This window comes from Nostoc sp. KVJ20, assembly GCF_001712795.1.
Classification (GTDB): domain Bacteria; phylum Cyanobacteriota; class Cyanobacteriia; order Cyanobacteriales; family Nostocaceae; genus Nostoc.
This window is the reverse complement of the sequence record NZ_KV757598.1, coordinates 23,880-44,711: the sequence shown is the minus strand read 5'-3', so window position 1 is coordinate 44,711 and position 20,832 is coordinate 23,880. Positions and strand designations below refer to the sequence as shown.

General features: G+C 40.7%; 5 protein-coding genes. 1 reads left to right on the top strand and 4 read right to left on the bottom strand.

The window, feature by feature from the left end; translation table 11 throughout:
• Window positions 1-283: 283 nt before the first annotated feature.
• Window positions 284-1,411 carry an ABC transporter ATP-binding protein gene (locus tag A4S05_RS11390; protein WP_069069942.1) on the top strand — a complete coding sequence of 376 codons (1,128 nt, stop codon included), beginning with the start codon at window positions 284-286 and terminating at the stop codon, window positions 1,409-1,411.
• 262 nt (window positions 1,412-1,673) lie between these two features.
• On the opposite strand, the gene A4S05_RS38845 is transcribed toward A4S05_RS11390, so the two are convergent.
• From A4S05_RS38845 to A4S05_RS11370, 4 genes are all read right to left on the bottom strand, one after another.
• Complete coding sequence (locus tag A4S05_RS38845) at window positions 1,674-3,665, bottom strand: PAS domain-containing sensor histidine kinase (RefSeq protein WP_084227082.1); 1,992 nt, start codon at window positions 3,663-3,665, stop codon at window positions 1,674-1,676.
• A 280-nt stretch (window positions 3,666-3,945) separates the two neighbouring features.
• Window positions 3,946-9,747 (bottom strand): AAA family ATPase, encoded by a 5,802-nt coding sequence (locus A4S05_RS11380; RefSeq protein ID WP_069069941.1) that lies wholly within the window; start codon window positions 9,745-9,747, stop codon window positions 3,946-3,948.
• Window positions 9,748-9,866: 119 nt separating this feature from the next.
• Window positions 9,867-15,320 carry a trifunctional serine/threonine-protein kinase/ATP-binding protein/sensor histidine kinase gene (locus tag A4S05_RS11375; protein WP_069069940.1) on the bottom strand — a complete coding sequence of 1,818 codons (5,454 nt, stop codon included), beginning with the start codon at window positions 15,318-15,320 and terminating at the stop codon, window positions 9,867-9,869.
• 73 nt (window positions 15,321-15,393) lie between these two features.
• Window positions 15,394-20,775, bottom strand: coding sequence for a trifunctional serine/threonine-protein kinase/ATP-binding protein/sensor histidine kinase (locus A4S05_RS11370; RefSeq protein ID WP_069069939.1), 5,382 nt, complete (start codon window positions 20,773-20,775; stop codon window positions 15,394-15,396).
• Window positions 20,776-20,832: the final 57 nt, after the last annotated feature.

Below are 20,832 nucleotides of genomic sequence, written 5' to 3'. Positions count from 1 at the left end.
CAAAATTCAAAATGAATAAACACAATCTTAGCCAGCCTTTTAGCAATTGCTAATATGCAATTTTAATACTTATTAGCTTAATCAAAGAACACCCAAGTACAATAGAAGTGACTAATTTTACCTTTGGCCGATGTGCGGCACTGAGCATAAAAGAATCGGGTGAGTATATTCTTGAACAATTGTTTTTGGCGGATACAATAAACCAAAGTGTCAAATCTAGTCTGCCCAAAAGACTACATTAATTGACAAAATCTCATAAAATCACGGCATTCTACTGAGGATTATGGCTCAAATTGTCATGCAGAATCAGAGGGGGATAACAAGTTTTCAGCCACTTGATGTTGAACTGCGTAATGTCTTCAAGTTTTTTAACCAAGAACCAGCAGTACATGGAATCGACTTGGATGTTAGACAAGGAGAATTTTTTAGTATTTTAGGCCCCTCCGGTTGTGGTAAAACAACAACACTGCGCTTAATTGCTGGGTTTGAAATCGCTGACGCTGGCAAGGTGTTAATTCAGGGTCAGTCTATGACTAATGTGCCGCCTTACCGCCGACCCGTCAATACTGTATTTCAAAGTTACGCTTTATTTAACCATCTAAATGTCTGGGATAACATCGCCTTTGGACTGCGGCTAAAAAAATTACGCAAATCGGAAATTGAAGCTAGAGTTCAAGAAGCTTTAAAACTCGTAAAAATGGAAAGTTTGCGATCGCGTTTTCCCAATCAGCTTTCTGGTGGTCAACAGCAGCGGGTCGCTTTAGCTAGGGCCCTAGTCAACCGTCCCACCGTCGTATTACTGGATGAACCTTTAGGGGCGTTAGATTTAAAACTGCGTAAGGAAATGCAGGTTGAGTTATCAAATTTACACAAAGAATTGGGATTAACCTTTGTGATGGTGACACACGACCAGGAAGAAGCATTGTCTTTGAGCGATCGCATTGCCGTGATGAATCAAGGCAAAATTGAACAAGTTGGCACTCCCAGCCAAATTTACGAACGTCCCCAGACATCCTTCGTTGCTGATTTTATTGGTGATACTAATTTATTCAGTGGTGAAATCGTCAGCGTAGACTCCTCGAATGTGCAAATTTCAACGAAAACAGGACTCTCAATTATCATTAGCCGCGCTGAAGATACACCATCTGAATTATCACAAGCTGTGGTGGTAAGTGTGCGCCCAGAAAAAATACAACTTTCACTTTATCCACCCAATTTGCCAGCTAACTGCTTTGAAGGAAGACTGGTCAATGTTATGTATTTGGGCACACATGTTAATTATGTTGTGGAATTAACCAATGGCGTTAGGATAAATGTGTTGCAACCTAATACTTTTGGTGCTTTACCTGACCGCGACACACCTATTTATACCTGGTGGGCTGAAACTGATTGTTTAGCTATTAGTCAATAGTCAAACAATTTTAGATTTTAGATTTTAGATTTTAGATTGACCCCAACAATCAAGTCACTGGCTCCATGAAACCAATTCGCAATTCGCAATTCGCAATTGTAGCCAAAAAAAATTTATACATCAATCATGACTTTTCAAACATCCTCTTAAGCAAGCTACGCTTTTAGCGTCTGTCTTTGCTACGCAACGCTACCGCGAACGACACCCTACGCGAACGTAGAGAGTGTCATTACGAATTACGAATTACGAATTACGAATTATTTTAATGCTGAATCGGAATTGTAATGATAAACTCTGTTCCTTCTGCTGGTGTTGACTGACACTCCAGTTTGCCAGCATGTGTTTCTGTAACAATTTGATAACTGATAGACATTCCCATACCTGTTCCCTTACCCACAGGCTTGGTGGTGAAAAACGGATTAAAAACTTGTTTTTGAATCTGTTCTGACATACCTATTCCATTATCAGCGATCGCAATTTTTACCCAGCCTGAATCTATCGCTGAAGTCCGAATGGTGATCATCGGAGTTGACAATCCAGATGCTAAATTGTGCATTCTCAATTGTCCATTTTCAATAGTCTCCCGCTCATCTGGGGTTGAATCTCCTTCTGCCGACGCTCGCAGACTCGCTACCGCTACGCTATCCTGCCTCCTACCTTCTTCTAAAGCATCAATGGCATTCCCCAAAATATTCATGAACACCTGATTTAGTTGTCCGCCATAGCATTCCACTAAAGGTAATGTGCCGTAGTTTTTGATGACTTGAATGGCTGGAAGTTTTGTTTTTTCTTGGAGGCGATGTTGCAATACCATTAGGGTACTGTCGATACTTTCGTGAATGTCCACTGGCTTAAACTCGGCTTCATCCATACGTGAGAAGGTTCGTAGCGACAGCACAATTTGACGGATGCGTTGAGTGCCAACTTTCATCGAACTTAATATTCTCGGTGCGTCTTCCTCGATGTAATCTAGGTCAATTTCCTGACACAAAGCCTGAAATTCCGACTCATTACCAGACTGTTGCTGCTGATGGCGAATTATTCGCAGTAGGTCTTGAGTATATTCCTCAAGATGGCTGAGATTACCGTGAATAAAATTAACGGGGTTGTTGATTTCGTGGGCAACTCCAGCAACAAGTTGCCCCAGGCTGGACATTTTTTCTGCCTGAATAATTTGTGCTTGAGTTTGTTTGAGTTCTTGAAGAGTTTGTGCTAAATTTTCTGTTTGTTGTCGCAGTTGGTCTTCCATGTGTTTGCGCTCGCTAATATCCCTGGCTACACAAACAACGGTGTTTTCGCTCATTGTGGCAAGACTCGCCTCAAACCAAACCTCTTGGTCACCTATTGGCAAGCTATATTCTAGCTTCACAGTTTTTTTAGTTAATAGTGCTTGTTGAATAGAGTTAAGAAAATAGTCGGCAAAATCAGGGGGGAAAACGTCATGAATTTTTTTGCCCACCAGTTCCGTAGGAGGTTGGTAGAGTAAGGGCGCACTACTAGGAGCAATTTTTAGGTATCGTCCTTCAGCATCTAAGACAAGAATCACATCCTGCATAGCGTTGAACAAGGCGAGTAATTCTGCTTGCGAGGCTTTGATTAATTCTTCGGCTTGTTTGCTACTGCTGATATCGCTGAGAGCACCATGAAAACCAGTGATTTGACCGTTTGAGTCGAAAATTAGCGAAGCCACTGCCCTCATCCAGCACCAACTTTCATCCTTTTGCAGGTGGCGAAATTCTACTACGATCCGCTGCCTATTGATTTCCATCATTTCTTGGATGCTTCTTTGAACCAAGGGTAAATCATCAGGATGAACCAAGGGGGCAAAGGGTTGACCAAGTAGTTCTGAAGATTCCCAGCCTAAAACATTTTTATACTGTGGTGAGACATAAGTAAAAGTGCCTTGCAGTGACATAGAAAAAATCAGGTCGCTGATATTTTCGACTAGCTGGCGATACTTAGCTTCACTCTCAGCCAAGGCAGTTGCCTTACCTTGGCGATGCCATTCGCGAATTTTCTCTGGCGATCGCACAAAGGTAGAATAATCCTCCAATTTTGACTGTAATTCTATCAGTTGTAACTTTTGTGATCCTGTTGATAGGGGGACTTCCTGAGTAACTAATTCCCAAATTTGATGCTGTTGGGCTAACAATGTAGTTGAATAAAGGTCTTGCAATGCTTCTAGCTGTTGCAGCAATTGAGCGTTTTGCTGACGTAAAAGCGATATTTCATGATTGAATGCTTCAGTACACATGATCACCTCCTATTTACAATACTGAGTGCTGATATAGGACTCATATTTGATTTCTGAAAAAACTCAGTACAACTAAGAAGCCTTCTTGACTGTTACCTATTGCCTATTGCCTGCCTACGCAAATTCGTTCAGAAATCAAAGCGGATTCCTATAGCGGTAGCGGGGCGTTTAGCTCGTGCTGAGTTAAAAGAAAGACCACCCACAAGGGGCCTTACTCAAACCCAACAATATAACTACTGAGTACTTCTTAATTTACTCAGCACTCAGCACTCAGCACTCTTCATTGCCGCACTGGAATTGTAATCACAAACTCTGTGCCTTGTCCCAAGCAGGAGTTGCAGTGTATCAAACCTCCGTGTTTTTCCACGACAATTTGACGAGCGATCGCCAACCCCAACCCCGTCCCTTTTCCTACAGATTTCGTGGTGAATAAATGGTCAAATATCTTTTGCTTAACTTCTTCACTCATTCCCTTAGCATTATCAGCAATCGTTATTTGAACCTGATTATCTTTCAATGAGGTTTGAATTGTAATCTTGTGAGGATTTTTTTGAATATCTAAAAAGCTCCGCCCAGAATTCGACTCATCTAAGGCATCAATGGCATTGGCAAGAATGTTCATAAAGACCTGATTTAATTGTCCAGGAAAACATTCAACTTGCGGTAACTTGCCATACTCAGTTATTACTTCAATCGCAGGGCGTTGTTCGTTAGCTTTGAGGCGATGTTTGAGAATCAGAATTGTACTGTCAATACCTTCGTGGATATTAAATGGCACTTTGTAATCTTTATCTGCACGGGAGAAGGTTCTTAAACTAGTGCTGATGTTTTTCAGGCGATCGCACGCCATCACCATTGCATCAATTGCTTTGGGTAAATCTTCTAAGGTATAATCTAAGTCGATTTCCTCAGCATGATCAAGAATCTCATCACCCGCATTAGGTAAACTTTCTTGATAAAGTTTCAAGTGTTTAACAACATCAGCAATAGTGGGTTTAGCCTGTTTGAGACTTGCAGAAATAAAGCCCAGAGGATTATTCATTTCATGGGCTACCCCAGCAACCAAATTACCCAGCGCAGACATTTTCTCACTCTGAACAATTTGTAATTGGGCTTGTTGTAAATCTTCTAAGGCTGTTCCGAGTGCTTGAGATTTTTCTGTGATCACTGACTCAGCTTGTTTGCGATCGCTAATATTAATAGTTGTCCCAACTATGCGATAAACTTTGCCCGTCTCATCTTTTAATGGACTTAGTGTAGTTAACCACCAAGCTTTCTGGTCATTAAATGTGAGACATTCTTCATAGGTGAGAGGTATTTGGGTTTGTAAACAACGCAGATAATTTTGATATACTCCTGTACCTTGATGACCATATAATTCTTGCGGAGTTTTACCTAGCACTTGGGAAGCAGGTATACCAACTGCAAGTTCGCAAGATTTACTCCATCCTGTGTACTCAAACTTACCATTATCCCGGATATCAAACACAAAAATCAGACAGCCAATACCTTCGTAAATGCTACTGAGAAACTTTTCTCGCTCGTGGAGATGATTATATAATTGGGCATTTTCTAAAGAAATTGCCGCTTGAGTGCAGAGGAAGTTGACAACAGAAAGGCGATCGCTAGTAAATACCCCTTGAGTCAGTTGATTTTCTAAGTAAAGAATCCCTAGCAAACGCCCTTGATTAATAATTGGGGTACACAATACACTCTGGGGTTGGGTTCGGTGCATATATTCCCCAACTAAGCCAATAATATCTGTTTGGCAATTGTCTATAACGACTGTTTGCTTGGTATTTTTGACATAATTGATCATATTTACAGGAATATCTTGACAAGTATCTAGTGATTGTGGTGCAAAAATGGTTTGTATTTCCTGATGATTGATCGAGGTAATTGCCCTAACTTGCCAAGTATCATTTTGGGGAAGAATGAGCGCAACTTTTTTCGCGCCGGAGTTTTCGAGGATAATGCGGGTGAGGCTGGTAATTAGTTGATCTAATTCCAGAGAACTGGAAATAGCTTGAGCGGCTTTGAGGACAGAGGTAAAATCCAGAACATCGGAAATACTGCTGCTGTCAGTGCTAGAAGTGCGAGTAGATGAGGAAATCCCACGAAAGTTAACAGTTTCTAAAGGGTTGAGGTTGATTCGTTGGTGTCGCAGAATGGATTGGAGTAGTTGGGGATAGCGTTTTTCGAGGTTTTCTATTTTGGCTTTTGCGCCCCAACGAGCGTAGCAGTAGTATGCTTGGTGCATATATCCTTGGGCAAGTTTTTCTTTACCCCAATCAAGGTAGAATTTGGTTGCTAGTTCATTGCTAAGTGCTTCTTCGTTAACGTATTCGTTTTTTTGGGCGATGGAGATGGCGCGATCGTAATGTTCAAGTGCTTCTGCTTTATTGCCCAACACTCGTTGTTTTTCAGCTTCAACTAAATGCCATTTATGCAGATGATTCGTGGGAGCATTTTGTGCTGATTGGCGCAAAGTGGTTTGATGGAGTTCTACCTGGGCGAGAATTTCGGCTTGTTCAACTTCTGACTGTGTGGGAAATAGTGCCAAATGCGTCAGGGCTGCATAGAAATGAAAAATGGGAACAAAAATCATCCCTGATACTGCCATCAAATACTGTTTGGCTTGGGCGCTATAGTTTAGGGCAGCCGTGTAGTTACCAAAAAAGTAGGCAAGCATCAGTTTGTAAGTATAAGCAATAGCGATCGCTGTGAGATCCTTATCCTGATGGTGCTTAGGAAGCATCACTGTTTCATCGTAGGCAGTGCCAATTAAGCAATCCGACAGAATACGGGCTTCCCTCAAGTTCTGCACAGTCTGCTGCATCATATCTAAATAAGTCTGGGCAGAATGTTGTTTTACCTGCACTAAGACAGCCCTGTAATCTGCTATTTCCGGTTCCCAAATGTCCAGTTCTACCCCACCAAAAAGTTTGGCAATGAAGTAATTGAGGGAGTTATAGCCAGCGTTGAGAAAATCACCAGTTTCTATACCAGTTGCATAGCCATCTTTCATCGTCAGCATCGTTGCCCTAAGAGGTTCCTGATGATGTTGAACCCAAGCCGCAAACAGAAGTAGAACTTTACACTTAAATTCCCCGACATTAAATCGATCGAGCAAGTTCATGGCTAATCGCCCAAAGCTATAGCCTGTTTTCACTTCTCCCAAAAAGGCACACAACACCATACTGTGAATCGCATACCCCACCGTTGATCCTGGTGCATTCCCAAACTGGATTGATAAACTCACCATTGTTGCGCTCAGTATGGGCAGTAATCCTGGCATTGCCTGTAGAATCGGTGAGAATAATATTCCTAACAGTTGCATGGCTGCCTGAGTATGGCGCTCGCTCATTACAGGTAGATCGACTAATTCCTCAATCTCTCTGTCACCTTGAAGACTGGCTACGGTTTGTAGTGCTTTACCAATTTTGGCTTCGTCAGGTGCAGTGGGGAGTTCAACCCCCAATTGAAAGAGTGCATCTCTTCCGATTGCGATCGCTTCTAATATTTTGCTCTGGGCTGTCTGGGCAGCAATTTGAATTTCGTAAATTTTAACTTTGTCTAAAATCGTCTGGGCTGATTGCAACACTTGTGCTGCTATCTGTTCCATGCCATCAAAGTCAGCATTCAAATAGGCGGCTTCGGTGGCGGCAATGTAGAGACTCAGGGTCAATTTATATTGATCTTGCCAGCAGTTGACTGTCAGTAGCTCAATCCCAGTCTGTAAATAGACTCTGGCCGCAGTGTATGCAGTAGAACTTTTTGCCTTACTTCCTGCTAGCAAGTTAAGTTGAGCTAAGGCTTCTCGCTCGTTTGATTGAGTGATTAATTCTTGTCCTAAATTCAAATGCCCAACAATATCAAACAGTTTTTCCTCTTGTTCTATTTGAGAGGAATTTTCTAGAAGTAATTGGCCAATTTTGAGATGAGTTGCTTGTTTTTGGTTATCAGGAATTAGAGAATAAGCCGCTTGTTGCACTCTGTCATGTAAAAATCTATAAGAAACTGTCCTTGGCTTGCTATTTTCTAATAATAAATGACCATCAATTAATGATGAATCTTGATAAAACTTATAAACATCACTAATTGCTAAAATCAACCCTTCTTGTAAAGCTTTCCATAAACTAGCAGCCGTTTCAATTTCTGATTCTTCCGAAACAATTGCCAAAGTGGCTAAATCAAATTTATTGCCAATGCAAGCCGCTAGTTGCAACACCTGTTGAGTTGATTGATGCAGTCTTTGTAATTGAAATACCATGAACTTAACAACATCATCTGTAACAGCTTGCTGATTTATTTGAGTAATATCACATTGCCAAAACCCTGAGTAAAAATTAAATTCAATTAAGCCATCTTGATGTAATGCTTTGAGAAACTGGATAGCGAAAAACGGATTACCCTGAGTTTTCTGAGATACTAGTAGAGAAAGAGGTAATGCCAAATTTTCTGTACATTTAAGTGTATCAGCAACTAATTTATTCACTTGCCCTTGACTAAGAGGTGCTAAAGTAATCGTATTAATCGTTGCGTCTGTTTTTTGGATATCATTCAAAGTCAAAATTAACGGATGTGCTGGGTTGACTTCGTTATCACGATAAGCACCAATTAAGAAAAGATATTTTGTATCAGCCATTAATAACTGCATTAACATCAGTGATGCCGAATCAGCCCATTGCAAATCATCTAAAAACATCACTAATGGATGTGCATCACTAGTAAAGACTTGGGTAAATTTCTGGAATAGTAAATTAAATCTATTTTGTGCCGCCGTTCCTGATAATTCTGGCGGTGGCGGTTGTTTGCCAATAATTCTTTCTAATTCGGGGATAACTTCAATAATTACTTGTCCGTTATCACCTACAGCCGCTAAAATCTTGGTTTTAAATTGCTGGATTTGAGTATCGCTTTCTGTTAATAATTGCCCCATTAAATCCCGGAAGGCTTGGACAAATGCCGAAAAGGGAATATTTCGTTTAAATTGGTCATATTTCCCTTTGATAAAATAACCACGTTGTTTGACGATTGGTTTATGAACTTCGTTAACTACAACAGTTTTACCAATACCAGAAAAACCAGCTACCAACATCATTTCTGTTGCACCAAGACTAACTCTTTCAAATGCTTCGAGTAGGGTTGATACTTCGGTTTCTCTTCCATAAAGTTTGTCGGGAATAATAAAGCGATCGCACACATCCCGTTGAGCAATTGGGAAACGCTTAATTTCACCAGTTTCTTGGAGTTGAAATAAACAATTTTCTAAATCAAATTTTAGTCCTAATGCACTCTGATAACGGTCTTCAGCATTTTTTTCCATCAATTTCATCACGATATCACAGAGAACTTTGGGAATCTCTTCCCTATCTCCTAAAAGAGGTGGAAGTTTTGCTAAATGACAATGTACCAACTCCATCGGATCGTTTGATTTAAACGGTAATTCTCCTGCGAGTAATTCGTAAAAAGTGACACCTAAAGAATACAAGTCAGTACGATAATCAATCCCCCGATTCATTCTTCCCGTTTGTTCTGGAGAAATATAACTAAGTGTTCCTTCCAACACATTGGGATTCATCAGAGTTTGAGTTTCCCGTGGTAGCAGAGATGCAATACTAAAGTCAATTAATTTAACTTGTTTGGTTTTGGGATTAATCAGGATATTGGCGGGTTTGATATCTTTATGAATAATCCGATCGCGGTAGAGTATATCTAAGGTATTGCACAGTGCGATCGCTATCTGTAAAAACTCCATCAAAGATTCTAGCCTTCCCCTCACTCCCCAATCCTTGAGAGAAATCCCCCCAAAGTCTTCCATCACCAACGCATAGCCATTTTCGTAGGGTTCCAGGCTGTAAGTTTGGATGATTAGAGGTGAGTTAAGATTTTTGGCAATGGTGTACTGATTACGAAACTGCACTAGTTCGCTGAAACTAGGATAAGGATTTTTTAGCAGTTTAATTACTACTGGTATTGAGTCAGTCTCTCGATACCCTCGATAAACCAGAGTTCTAGAACCATTGTAGAGTTCTTCGCTAATTCGATATCCGGGAATATTGATAAAGATACTCACCATGTTGCTAAATCTGTGAAACTTCCAGATTTAGTATTCCCAAAAAAGACCAAAAGATCCCCGACTTCGCGAAGTCGGGGATCTAAAGCCAAGGCTTGAGAGCAAATGAAAGTCACCAAAAATCATACCGGAATTTCAATGATAAATTCTGTACCCTCACCTAGAACAGAGTTAAAACTCAATTTTCCGCCGTGAGTTTCTTCAACAATTTGACGCGCGATCGCTAACCCCAATCCTGTACCTTTACCAACAGCTTTCGTAGTAAATAAATGGTCAAATATTTTTGATTTGACTTGTTCACTCATCCCATTACCATTATCCGCAATGGCAATTTTAACTAGATTATTTGCGACTGAAGTTGTAATTATAATGCAGTTAGGATTGGCTTTAAACTCTTCAAAACTGCGTCCAATGTTAGATTCATCTAATGCATCAATACCATTTGCCAGAAGATTCATAAATACCTGATTTAATTGACCAGGAAAACATTCAACTTGAGGCAGTTTTCCATAGTTAGTTATCACTTCAATAGCGGGACGTTGTTCATTGCCCTTGAGACGATGTTTCAAAATTAAAATTGTGCTATCAATGCCATCATGAATGTTAAATGGCACTTTGTAGTCTTTATCGGCACGAGAGAAAGTTCTTAAACTAGTGCTGATATTTTTCAGGCGATCGCACGCCATAGACATGGAATCAATCATCTTGGGCAAGTCTTCTACAGTATAATCCAAGTCGATTTCTTCAGCGTGTTCAAGAATTTCATCTCCGGGCGCAGGAAACCTTTCTTGATATAGTTTCAAGTGTTTGATACAATCGCCAAAGGTAGGTTTGGCTTGTTTTAGACTAGCAGCAATAAAACCGAGGGGATTATTCATTTCGTGAGCCACCCCGGCGACTAAATTACCCAATGCAGACATCTTTTCACTTTGCACGATTTGTAATTGAGCGCCCTGGAGTTCTTGTAAAGCTGCTTCTAGCTGTTGAGCAGCTTCTAGCGATCGCTCATAAAGTCGAGCATTTTCCAAAGAAATCGCGGCTTGGGCGCAAAGTAAGTTGAGAAGTTCGACGCGATCGCTTGTAAACGCCCCCGTTGCTAGATTATTTTCTAGATATAAAATCCCCATCAACTTCCCTTGATGCAAAATCGGGCTACACAAGATACTTTTGGGCTGCTGACGGATGATATAGGGGTCATTGGCTAAGGTGCGATCGGCACTTGCATCAACTATTACAGCAGTTTGCTTGTCATGCTTGACTTTGTAAATCAGTCTGTGGGGAATGTCCTGGCTATCTTCAATGGGAATACGCTGCAAGACAACTGGCTTTGAACCTGTGGTAATTGACCCTTTGATTAACAGGCGCGAGTCTCGCAAGAGCATGAACACGCATTTATCAGCCCCCGCATTTTCGATGACGATCGTCAGCAACGATGAAAGTAGATTTTCCAGTTCGATTTCAGCGGAAATAGTATGAGAAGCTTTGAGAATAGTAGCTAAATCTAAAGCCAGAGAAACATTATTACTGGATATGGCCGAACTGGTGGAGGTGACACTACCCAATGTGAACAGAGTTTCGTGAGTGGAGAGAGGAGAACGGGTTTGCTCTAATATAGGTCTAAGTAGTTGCGGATAGCGAGCTTCTAGGTCAGCGACTTTGGCTTTTGCACCCCAATGAGCATAGGCATAGTAGGCTGCAACCATGTATTCCCCGGCTATGCGCTCTTTGCCCCAATCTAGGTAGAATTTTGCTGCCAGTTCGTTAGCAAGTGCTTCTTCTTGGGTATATTCGTTGGCTTTGGCTAGAGTTATCGCCTTGTCGTAAAACTCAATTGCTTCGGCTTTTTGCCCTAACACTCGACATTTTTCTGCCGCTACCAAATCAACTTTATGTTGATAATTCATGGGTGCATGATCCGCCCATTGCTGTAATTTGGTTTGATTTTCTATGACACCCTGCAATGCTTCTGATGTTTCATCTAACTGTGGATTTAATTGTGCCAGAGTTAGCAGAGAATCATAAAGATAAAATACTGGTTCGCTGACTAATCCCGCACCAGCCATAAAATAGCGCCTGACTTCAATAGCATGATTTTTCGCTGGCTCAATTTCTCCAAACAAGAAACAAAGCATTAGTTTATACAAATGGAAAATATACAATCCATATCCATCTTTGGCGGATTGTAGCTGCTGGAGAAATTCTATTTCTTCAAGGGCTTTTCCAGACAAAAGGGTGGTGTGTTCTGCAAAACCTAGCAGATTTAAAACAGGTTGCCAATAAATCCGGCAATAATTTGCGGTTGTTAATTGATTTAATTGCGTCAAACTATGGCAGTAAGCACTAATATCCTGCTCTAAGGTAGCCAGGGGTTTACTGCTCCAAAAAGAATTAAGACAAAAACTGTGGCCATTGTACCCAGCAAGTACCAAGTTCCCAAATTCTATGGCAGTGGTGTAACCTTCTTGCAACAGGGGTAGTGTTTCTTGAATGTGAGAGTTGCGGTGTACAATAAACAACCCCAAGAGCATCAAAATCTCTGTTTTACTGGCTTTGGCATCGAGTTTTGAGATAATCTGGAGTGCCAGAGAACCAAACTGTGTTCCTGTATCCACGACTTGGAAGAAATTGCAGAGAATATTGCCATAGTTCGCATAGCCGAAAGCAGAAGTCGATGTGTTACCGTACTGAATCGAGAGTTTAACGGACAAAGTATTCAGCAATGGGTACAACGTTGAGCCAGTGAGGTAAGCTGCTGGGCTGATGATATTGACAATCTTAAGAATAGCGAGTTTTTCTCCATCTGTCATTTCAGGCAAGTGAACCAAATCAGCGATTTCCCGATCTCCAATGAGTTCCTCAATCTGTTGGATTTCCCGTTTAATATCTGATGGTGTCGGTGTTTCAGGAAAGGTGACACCAAGCTGTTGTAAGATTGGTTGGGCGATCGCGATCGCTGATGTCAGTTTACTTTGGGAAATATGAGATTGAATTCTAATGCAGTAAACATTGACTTTTTCAGGTAAGGAGCGTGCCTGTTGAATGACAATATCAATAAGCTGTTCCATCGCCTCAAAATTACCGTTTAGCATTGCTAGTTCCGCAGCTAATTCATATAAGGCGAGGGTCATTTCATACTGCTGCTGCCAAGCATTTTCTGACAACAAAGACAATCCGACTGTCGCATATTCACGCGCTGCTTGATAGGCGGTTGAAGTTTTAGCTTTGCGACAGGCAATTAAATTGAGGCTAGCTAATTCTTCTCGTTGAGTTGGTTGGGTAATTAAAACAGTTCCGTGATTTAATTGATTGACGATTTCAAAAATCCGGTCAACTCTAGCTTGTGCGGAAATCTGTTGTAGAAGCAGTTGTCCGATTTGGTAATGAGTCGTTTGTTTTTGGTCATCGGGAATTAGGGAATAGGCTGCTTGTTGAACGCGATCGTGCAAAAATTTATAAGAAACTGTCATTTGTCCATTGTCATTGGTCATTTGTTTTTGACTATCTACTAATGACAGATGACTAATACTTCGACTACGCTCAGTACAAGTGACTAATGACTCTTGTTGATAAAACTTATAAACATCACCAATCGGTAAAATCAAACCTTCTTGCAATGCTTTCCATAAATTGGCTGCGGTTTCTACTTCTGAGTGTTCTGAAACAATTGCTAATGTTGTTAGCTCGAACTGATTGCCAATACAAGCGGCTAACTTCAGAATATTCTGTGTTGCTAAGGGTAACTTCTCTAACTGCAACGCCATAAATTCTACAACATCATCGGTCAAGGCTTGTTGATTAATTTTGGATAGATCGCATTGCCAACAGCCTAACTCCAAGTTAAATTGAATGAGATTTTCTTCGTGTAGGGCTTTGAGAAATTGGGTGGCAAAAAATGGGTTGCCTTTAGTTTTTTGATAGACTAATTGTGAAAGGGGTAATGCCAAATTTTCTGTACTTTTTAGGGTATCAGCGACTAATTGATTGATTTGGGATTGACTCAGGGGTGTTAAAGTAATAGTATTAATGGTTGCTTGGTTTTTTTGGATTTCACTCAAAGTCAACATTAATGGATGGGCTGGATTGACTTCATTATCCCGATAAGCACCAATGATGAAAAGATGACCTGTATCAGCCATTAATAGCTGCATCAACTTTAATGATGCTGAATCAGCCCATTGTAAATCATCTAAAAACATCACTAATGGATGTTCGGCGCTAGTAAAGATTTGGGTGAATTTTTGAAACAATAAATTAAAGCGATTTTGGGCTGCCGTTCCTGATAATTCTACTGCTGGTGGTTGTTCGCCAATGATTTTTTCTAATTCGGGAATGACTTCAATAATTACCTGACCATTCTCTCCAACAGTTTCTAATATTTGATGTTTCCATTGCTCTAGTTGGACATCACTTTCGGTTAACAATTGCCCCATTAAATCCCGAAATGCTTGTACAAAAGCAGAGAAGGGAATATTGCGTTGAAATTGGTCAAATTTTCCTTTGATAAAATAACCGCGTTGCCGAACAATTGGTTTATGAACTTCGTTGACAACGGCGGTTTTCCCAATACCAGAGAAACCTGCAACGAGCATCATTTCTGTTGCACCAAGGCTAACTCGCTCAAATGCTTGCAGTAAAGTTTCTGCTTCGGTTTCTCGTCCGTAGAGTTTGTCGGGGATGATGAAGCGATCGCACACATCCCGTTGTCCAATTTCAAAACTCTGAATTTCACCAGAAACTTGTAGCTGATCTAAACATTTTTCTAAATCTAATTTCAGTCCCAAGGCACTTTGATATCTCTCTTCGGCATTCTTCGCCATCAGTTTCATCACGATATCGCACAAAACTTGCGGAATTTTTGTCTCCTTTATTTCACTTAAATTCGGGGGATTTTTGGCAATATGACAATGGACTAACTCCATCGGCTCTTTGGATTCAAAAGGTAACTTTCCTCCCAGTAATTCGTATAAAGTTACTCCCAAAGAATAAAAGTCACTTCGATAGTCAATCCCCCGATTCATTCGACCTGTTTGTTCCGGGGAAATATAAGCGAGTGTCCCTTCTAATCCATTGGGATTGATTAAAGTTTGCGTTTCTCGTGGTAGTAAAGATGCAATACTAAAGTCGATTAATTTAATTTGTTTTGTTTCGAGATTAATTAAAATATTGGCGGGTTTGATATCTTTATGAATAATCCGCTCTCGGTAGAGTATATCTAAGGTATTGCAGAGTGCGATCGCAATTTCTAAAAACTCCTGTAGAGATTGCCCCCTTCCCTTAACTTCCCAATCCTTGAGAGAAATTCCCCCAAAGTCTTCCATCACCAGCGCGTAGCCATTTTGGTATGGTTGGAGGCTGTAGGTTTGGACGATCAGAGGAGAGTTGAGATTTTTAGCAATGGTGTATTGATTCCGAAACGACAAGAGTTCGTTGAAATCTGGATATGGATTTTTCAGCAATTTAATGGCTACAGGTAATGAGTCAGCCTCCCGATACCCTCGATAAACTACGGTTCTCGAACCATTGTAGAGTTCTTCGCTGATGCGATATCCGGGAATATTGACAAGAGTGCTAACCATACTGCTAAATCCTTAAATTTCCAGGTTTAGTATTCCCAGATATCTGAAGCGTGTTTAACATTACATACAAAACTTATACTGGAATTTCAATGATAAATTCAGTACCTTCATCTAGAACAGAGTTAAAACTTAATTTTCCGCCGTGGGTTTCTTCCACAATTTGACGAGCGATCGCTAATCCTAATCCCGTACCTTTTTCAACAGCTTTGGTAGTAAATAAATGGTCAAAAATCTTTTGTTGAATTTCTTCACTCATCCCTTTACCATTATCAGCAATGGCAATTTTTACCTTTTCATTTTCGACCGATGTTTGAATATTAATGCAGTTGGGATTGGCCTTAATTTCTGCAAAGCTGCGTCCATGATTAGATTCTTCTAAAGCATCAATGGCATTAGCCAGAATATTCATAAATACCTGATTTAATTGACCGGGAAAACATTCTACTTGAGGTAAATTACCGTATTTGGTGACAACTTCAATAGCCGGACGAGTCTCCGAAGCCTTGAGGCGATGGCGTAAAATCAAGATGGTGCTATCAATCCCTTCATGCAGGTTAAATTTCTGCTTTTGATCGGTATCAGCACGGGAGAAGGTGCGGAGACTCTTGCTAATGCTTGTGATGCGATCGCCACCATCCTTCATGGCTCTAATTAACTTGGGTAAATCATCCCGTAAATATTCCAGGTCGATTGTCTCTAATTCCTCTTCAATCTCCGTCCCAGGTTGGGGAAATTTATCGTTGTAGAGGTCAATCAACCCAAATAGGTCATTAATGGAATTTTGGACAGCATCAACATTGCCAATAATACAGCCGACAGGATTGTTGATTTCGTGGGCAACTCCGGCGACTAAGTTACCCAGTGCAGACATTTTTTCACTTTGGACTATTTGTAATTGAGCTTGTTGCAAGTCGGTGAGAGTCTGCTGGACTTGATTATAAAGTCGGGCATTTTCTAGAGAAATAGCCACTTGAGTGCAGAGAAAGTCGAGAATAATGATGCGTTCGCTAGTAAACACACCACTGGTTAAGCGATTCTTGAGATACAAAATACCGACCAAATTTCCTTGATTGAGAATGGGTAAACACAGGACACTTTTAGGCTGGTGTAGTGTCAAATAATTATCAATTACAGGTAAATCGGTTTCTAAATCGTCAATCACCACGATTTGTTGAGTGTTTTTGACATATTGAATCAGTTTGACGGGGAGATTGGGGTTGTTTTCCAGGGGTTCGGAGCAGAGTTCGGTGGCGGTGGGTGTGGCGATCGCCCGCACTTCCCAAATTTCATTTTCCGAAGGTAAGATTAACGCACAGTGATCGCCACCCGAATTTTGCAGAATAATTTGGGTAAGTTGGTGGAGCAGATCGTCTAATTGAATCGTCCTCGAAAGTGCTTGAGAGGCTTTGATAATGGCAGCAAAATCAAGGGTTGTATTGATCCTGGAACCGCTAGAAGTTTTGCGGGTGTTGGAATGAAGTGAATAGTTGGGAGTAGCGATCGTTGCTAGCGTGCCTAACATTGTCACCGAGAAATCCGACTGTTGCAAAATCGGACAAAGCAAGTCTGGATAACGAGTTTCTAAGTCATCAGTTTTAGCTTTAGCTTCCCAACGGGAATAACAGTAATAGGCTTCTTGCATATAGCTGGCGGCAACTTTCTCTTTACCCCAATCGAGGTAAAATTTAGCAGCAAGTTCGTTTGCTAAGGCTTCTTCTTGGATATATTCGTTGGCTTTGGCTAGAGTTATGGCGCGATCGAACAGTTCAATTGCTTCTGCTTTCTGTCCTGATAAAATACTTAAAATAGCATTAACTAAATCGTATTTATGAGCAAAGTTTTCTGGGCAACTAATTGCCCAGAGACTAAGTTGAGCTTGGTTTGACTTAACTTTTTGAATGTAACTATTGTCTAAGCCTAGAGCATGAGTTCGACAGTATTCTGCTATCGCAATAGATTGATAGAAATTGATGGCTGCAACTTGGTATTTTCCAATAATAGTCCCAACAAGTTCTTCAGCCCCCTGTGCTGCTTCCACAGCCTCTTCATAGCGCCCGTAAAAGCATAGGACTTTAGTTTTCAGGAGTAAATAATGGCAAATTGCATAGTCGCTATTGTTGACTCTACAGGACTCAAGATGCTGCTGCTCAGTTGGGAGATTCTCCGCAGGAAAAGCTGTAAGTTCAGGCAACCAAATATTTAATCCCGCTATCACATCCACAGCCAGTTGATAGTTAAGTTTCTTAGCACAAAATTCTAAATATTCAGGAAGATTTTGCTGAACTTCTAATACACTGTCTCCTGCATAAAATGAATTGAGCAACTTGTACATCAAAAGATTACCTGAGAAAACCATCTCCCCAGACTGGAGTCCAGCGATTAATCCTTCATCAAAAATCGAACCGGAGCTACGCAGAGGACGCACCCAAGAAAGGAGATTGTTGCCTAGCATATAGCAAGCTTTGCAGAGATTATCTGCTTGCTTAAATCGTTTGGCTAAATTCTCTGCCAAGACTCCAAATTCATAGCCCAATTGATAGTCACGCTGATAATATCCCAAGTACATCCCATAGGCTGAAAATCCGTTTCCTGATTCAGCTATTACGCCAAAATTGAGAGATACTGAAACCATTGATAACGCAACGAGAAAGTATAGCTCTCCCTTTTGTAGAACATAAACTGGTACGATTAAATTATTGAGGATTTTGATAATCAAGCGCTTCTCTAGATCGGTAGCTTCTGGTTCATTGACTAGCTCCTCTGGCTGGCGATTGGCTAATTTTAGTTGAATCTCATTTTGGGATGATTCAAGTTTCTCTGGTAAATCTATTTCTGATAAATCAAAATTCAAGCAAGATAATGCCTTTTGTCCATACTGAAGTGCTTGCAGATAATGACCTTGTAATGTGAACATCAAAATTGCCAGGTTAAAGGCTTCGGCTCTTTCAAGTTGTCGTTTGGCAAAGTTAGAGATTGTTTCAATAATGGCTAGAGAAGATTGAAAATCTCCAGACAAATACTTAACTTCTGCGAGATAGAAATAAACTTCTAGGGACTTTTCGTAGTCTTGCTGCCAACTATTTGGAGGTAACAAGCGTTGAGCTACCGTAAAATAGTTTACGGCAACTCCATAGGCAGTAGACTCTTTAGCCCTTATCCCTGCAATACAGTTTAGCCGCAAAAGTTCTAAACGTTCTTCCTGGCTTTGATGCAGTTCAAAACCCTGATTTAAGTGATTAACGATCGCAAAAATTTTGCTCCCTTGTTCTTCCGGTGAAACATTAGCCAGCAGAAGGTTGCCAATTTTGAAGTGAGTTGCTTGTTTTAAACCGTCAGGAATAAGAGAGTAAGCCGCTTGCTGAACGCGATCGTGGATAAAGAGATAACTCACATTGAGGTTATTCATCGCTTCTATATCTTCAATATCATGTTCATTCCCTTGGAAAAACTTGTAGGTTGAGTTTTCTGGGATAACTAACCCCTCTTGAAGCGATCGCCACAAGTCTACTGCTACACTATCTTGACCAGCTTCGCAGACTATTGCTAATGTTTCTAAATCAAATCGATTACCAATGCAAGCCGCTAACTTTAATACTTCTTGTGTTGCTACTGGTAGCCTCCGCAATCGTTGGGTAGTAAATGCAACTACATCATCTGTCAATGCTAATTGTGTCACCTGGCTTAAGTTGCACTGCCAATAACCGGATAAACGATTGAAAATAATACATTCTTCCTCATACAGTGCGGATAAAAACTGGATTGTAAAAAATGCGTTTCCCTGAGTTTTTTGGTAGACCAACTGCGAAAGTGATGCAGCGATATCATTGGAACACAGCAATGTATCGGCAACTAAACAAGTAATATCTGATTCCTTCAAAGGAGCCAAGATTAAAGTATTAAGATTGACACCTCGTTGTCTCATCTCATTCAGGGTTAACATCAATGGATGAGCCGGAAAAACTTCATTATCCCGATAAGTTCCAAGTACTAATAAATAGCCTGCTTCCGACTCGCTCATCAACAATTTCAACAAGTTCAAAGAAGCAGAATCAGCCCACTGTAAATCATCGAGGAAAATCACTAAAGGATGTTCTTTCTTGGTAAATACCTGAATAAATTTGCCGAACAGCAGATTAAACCGATTCTGAGAAGCACTACCAACTAGCTCAACTACCGGGGGTTGGGAACCAATAATGTGTTCTAGTTCGGGAATGACTTCAATCAGAACTTGTCCATTTTCACCAACAGCAGCCAGAATTTGCTTTTTCCAACGAGCTAGTTCTACATCAGATGCGCTCAAGAGTTGTCCCATCAAGCTGCGGAAAGCTTGGACAAAGGCAGAAAACGGAATGTTGCGATTGAACTGATCATATTTGCCTTTGATGAAATAGCCGTGCTGTCGGGTGATGGGTTTGTGGACTTCATTCACGACTGCTGTTTTGCCAATACCAGAAAAACCAGCCACCAGTATCAGTTCAGAACTACCACTAGCAACACGATCGAAGGCTTTCAGTAAAGACTGAACTTCATTTTTCCGTCCATAAAGTTTGTCGGGGATGATGAAGCGATCGCACACATCCCGTTGAGGAATTGGGAAGTCTTCTATTTTGCTTGTTTCCTTTAATTGAACCAAGCAGTTTTCTAAGTCAGATTTCAGCCCTAATGCACTCTGATAACGGTCTTCGGCATTTTTCGCCATTAACTTACTAACAATTGCAGAGAGTACAGATGGAATTGCTGAATTAATTTCATGTACTAAGGTTGCTGATTTCGCAATATGACAGTGTAGCAACTCCATCGCATCCTCTGACTGAAATGGTAAAACTCCCGTCAGTAATTCGTAAAAAGTTACGCCCAAAGAATAAAAATCAGTGCGGTAGTCAATCCCGCGATTCATCCTTCCTGTTTGTTCTGGGGAAATATAAGCGAGTGTTCCTTCCAGTACATTTGGATTTATCAGTGTTTGGGTTTCTCGTGGCAATAAAGATGCAATACTAAAGTCAATTAATTTGACTTGTTTGGTTTCAGGATTAATTAAAATATTGGCGGGTTTGATATCTTTATGAATAATCCGATGGCGGTAGAGTATATCTAAAGTGTTGCAAAGTGCGATCGCTATCTCCAAAAACTCTATCAGAGATTCTACACTTCCCCTCATTCTCCATTCCACCAGAGAAATCCCCCCAAAGTCTTCCATCACCAGCGCATAGCCATTTTGGTAAGGTTCTAGGCTATAGGTTTGAACGATTAGAGGTGAGTTAAGATTTTTGGCAATGGTGTATTGATTGCGAAATGACAAGAGTTCAGAGAAACTGGGATAAGGATTTTTTAGCAGTTTAATGACTACAGGTAATAAGTCCGTTTCTCGATACCCTCGATAAACTAAAGTTCTTGAACCATTGTAGAGTTCTTCACTAATGCGATATCCGGGAATACTGGCTAAGATGCTCACCATACTGCTAAATCTGTGAAACTTCCAGGTTTAGTATTCCCAAAAAAGATCCCCGACAAC

Excerpts from the sequence above, each read along its gene's own strand:
- A4S05_RS11390 (WP_069069942.1), top strand. The coding sequence starts at position 284 with ATGGCTCAAATTGTCATGCAGAATCAGAGGGGGATAACAAGTTTTCAG.
- A4S05_RS38845 (WP_084227082.1), bottom strand. The coding sequence starts at position 3,665 with ATGTGTACTGAAGCATTCAATCATGAAATATCGCTTTTACGTCAGCAA.
- A4S05_RS11380 (WP_069069941.1), bottom strand. The coding sequence starts at position 9,747 with ATGGTGAGTATCTTTATCAATATTCCCGGATATCGAATTAGCGAAGAA.
- A4S05_RS11375 (WP_069069940.1), bottom strand. The coding sequence starts at position 15,320 with ATGGTTAGCACTCTTGTCAATATTCCCGGATATCGCATCAGCGAAGAA.
- A4S05_RS11370 (WP_069069939.1), bottom strand. The coding sequence starts at position 20,775 with ATGGTGAGCATCTTAGCCAGTATTCCCGGATATCGCATTAGTGAAGAA.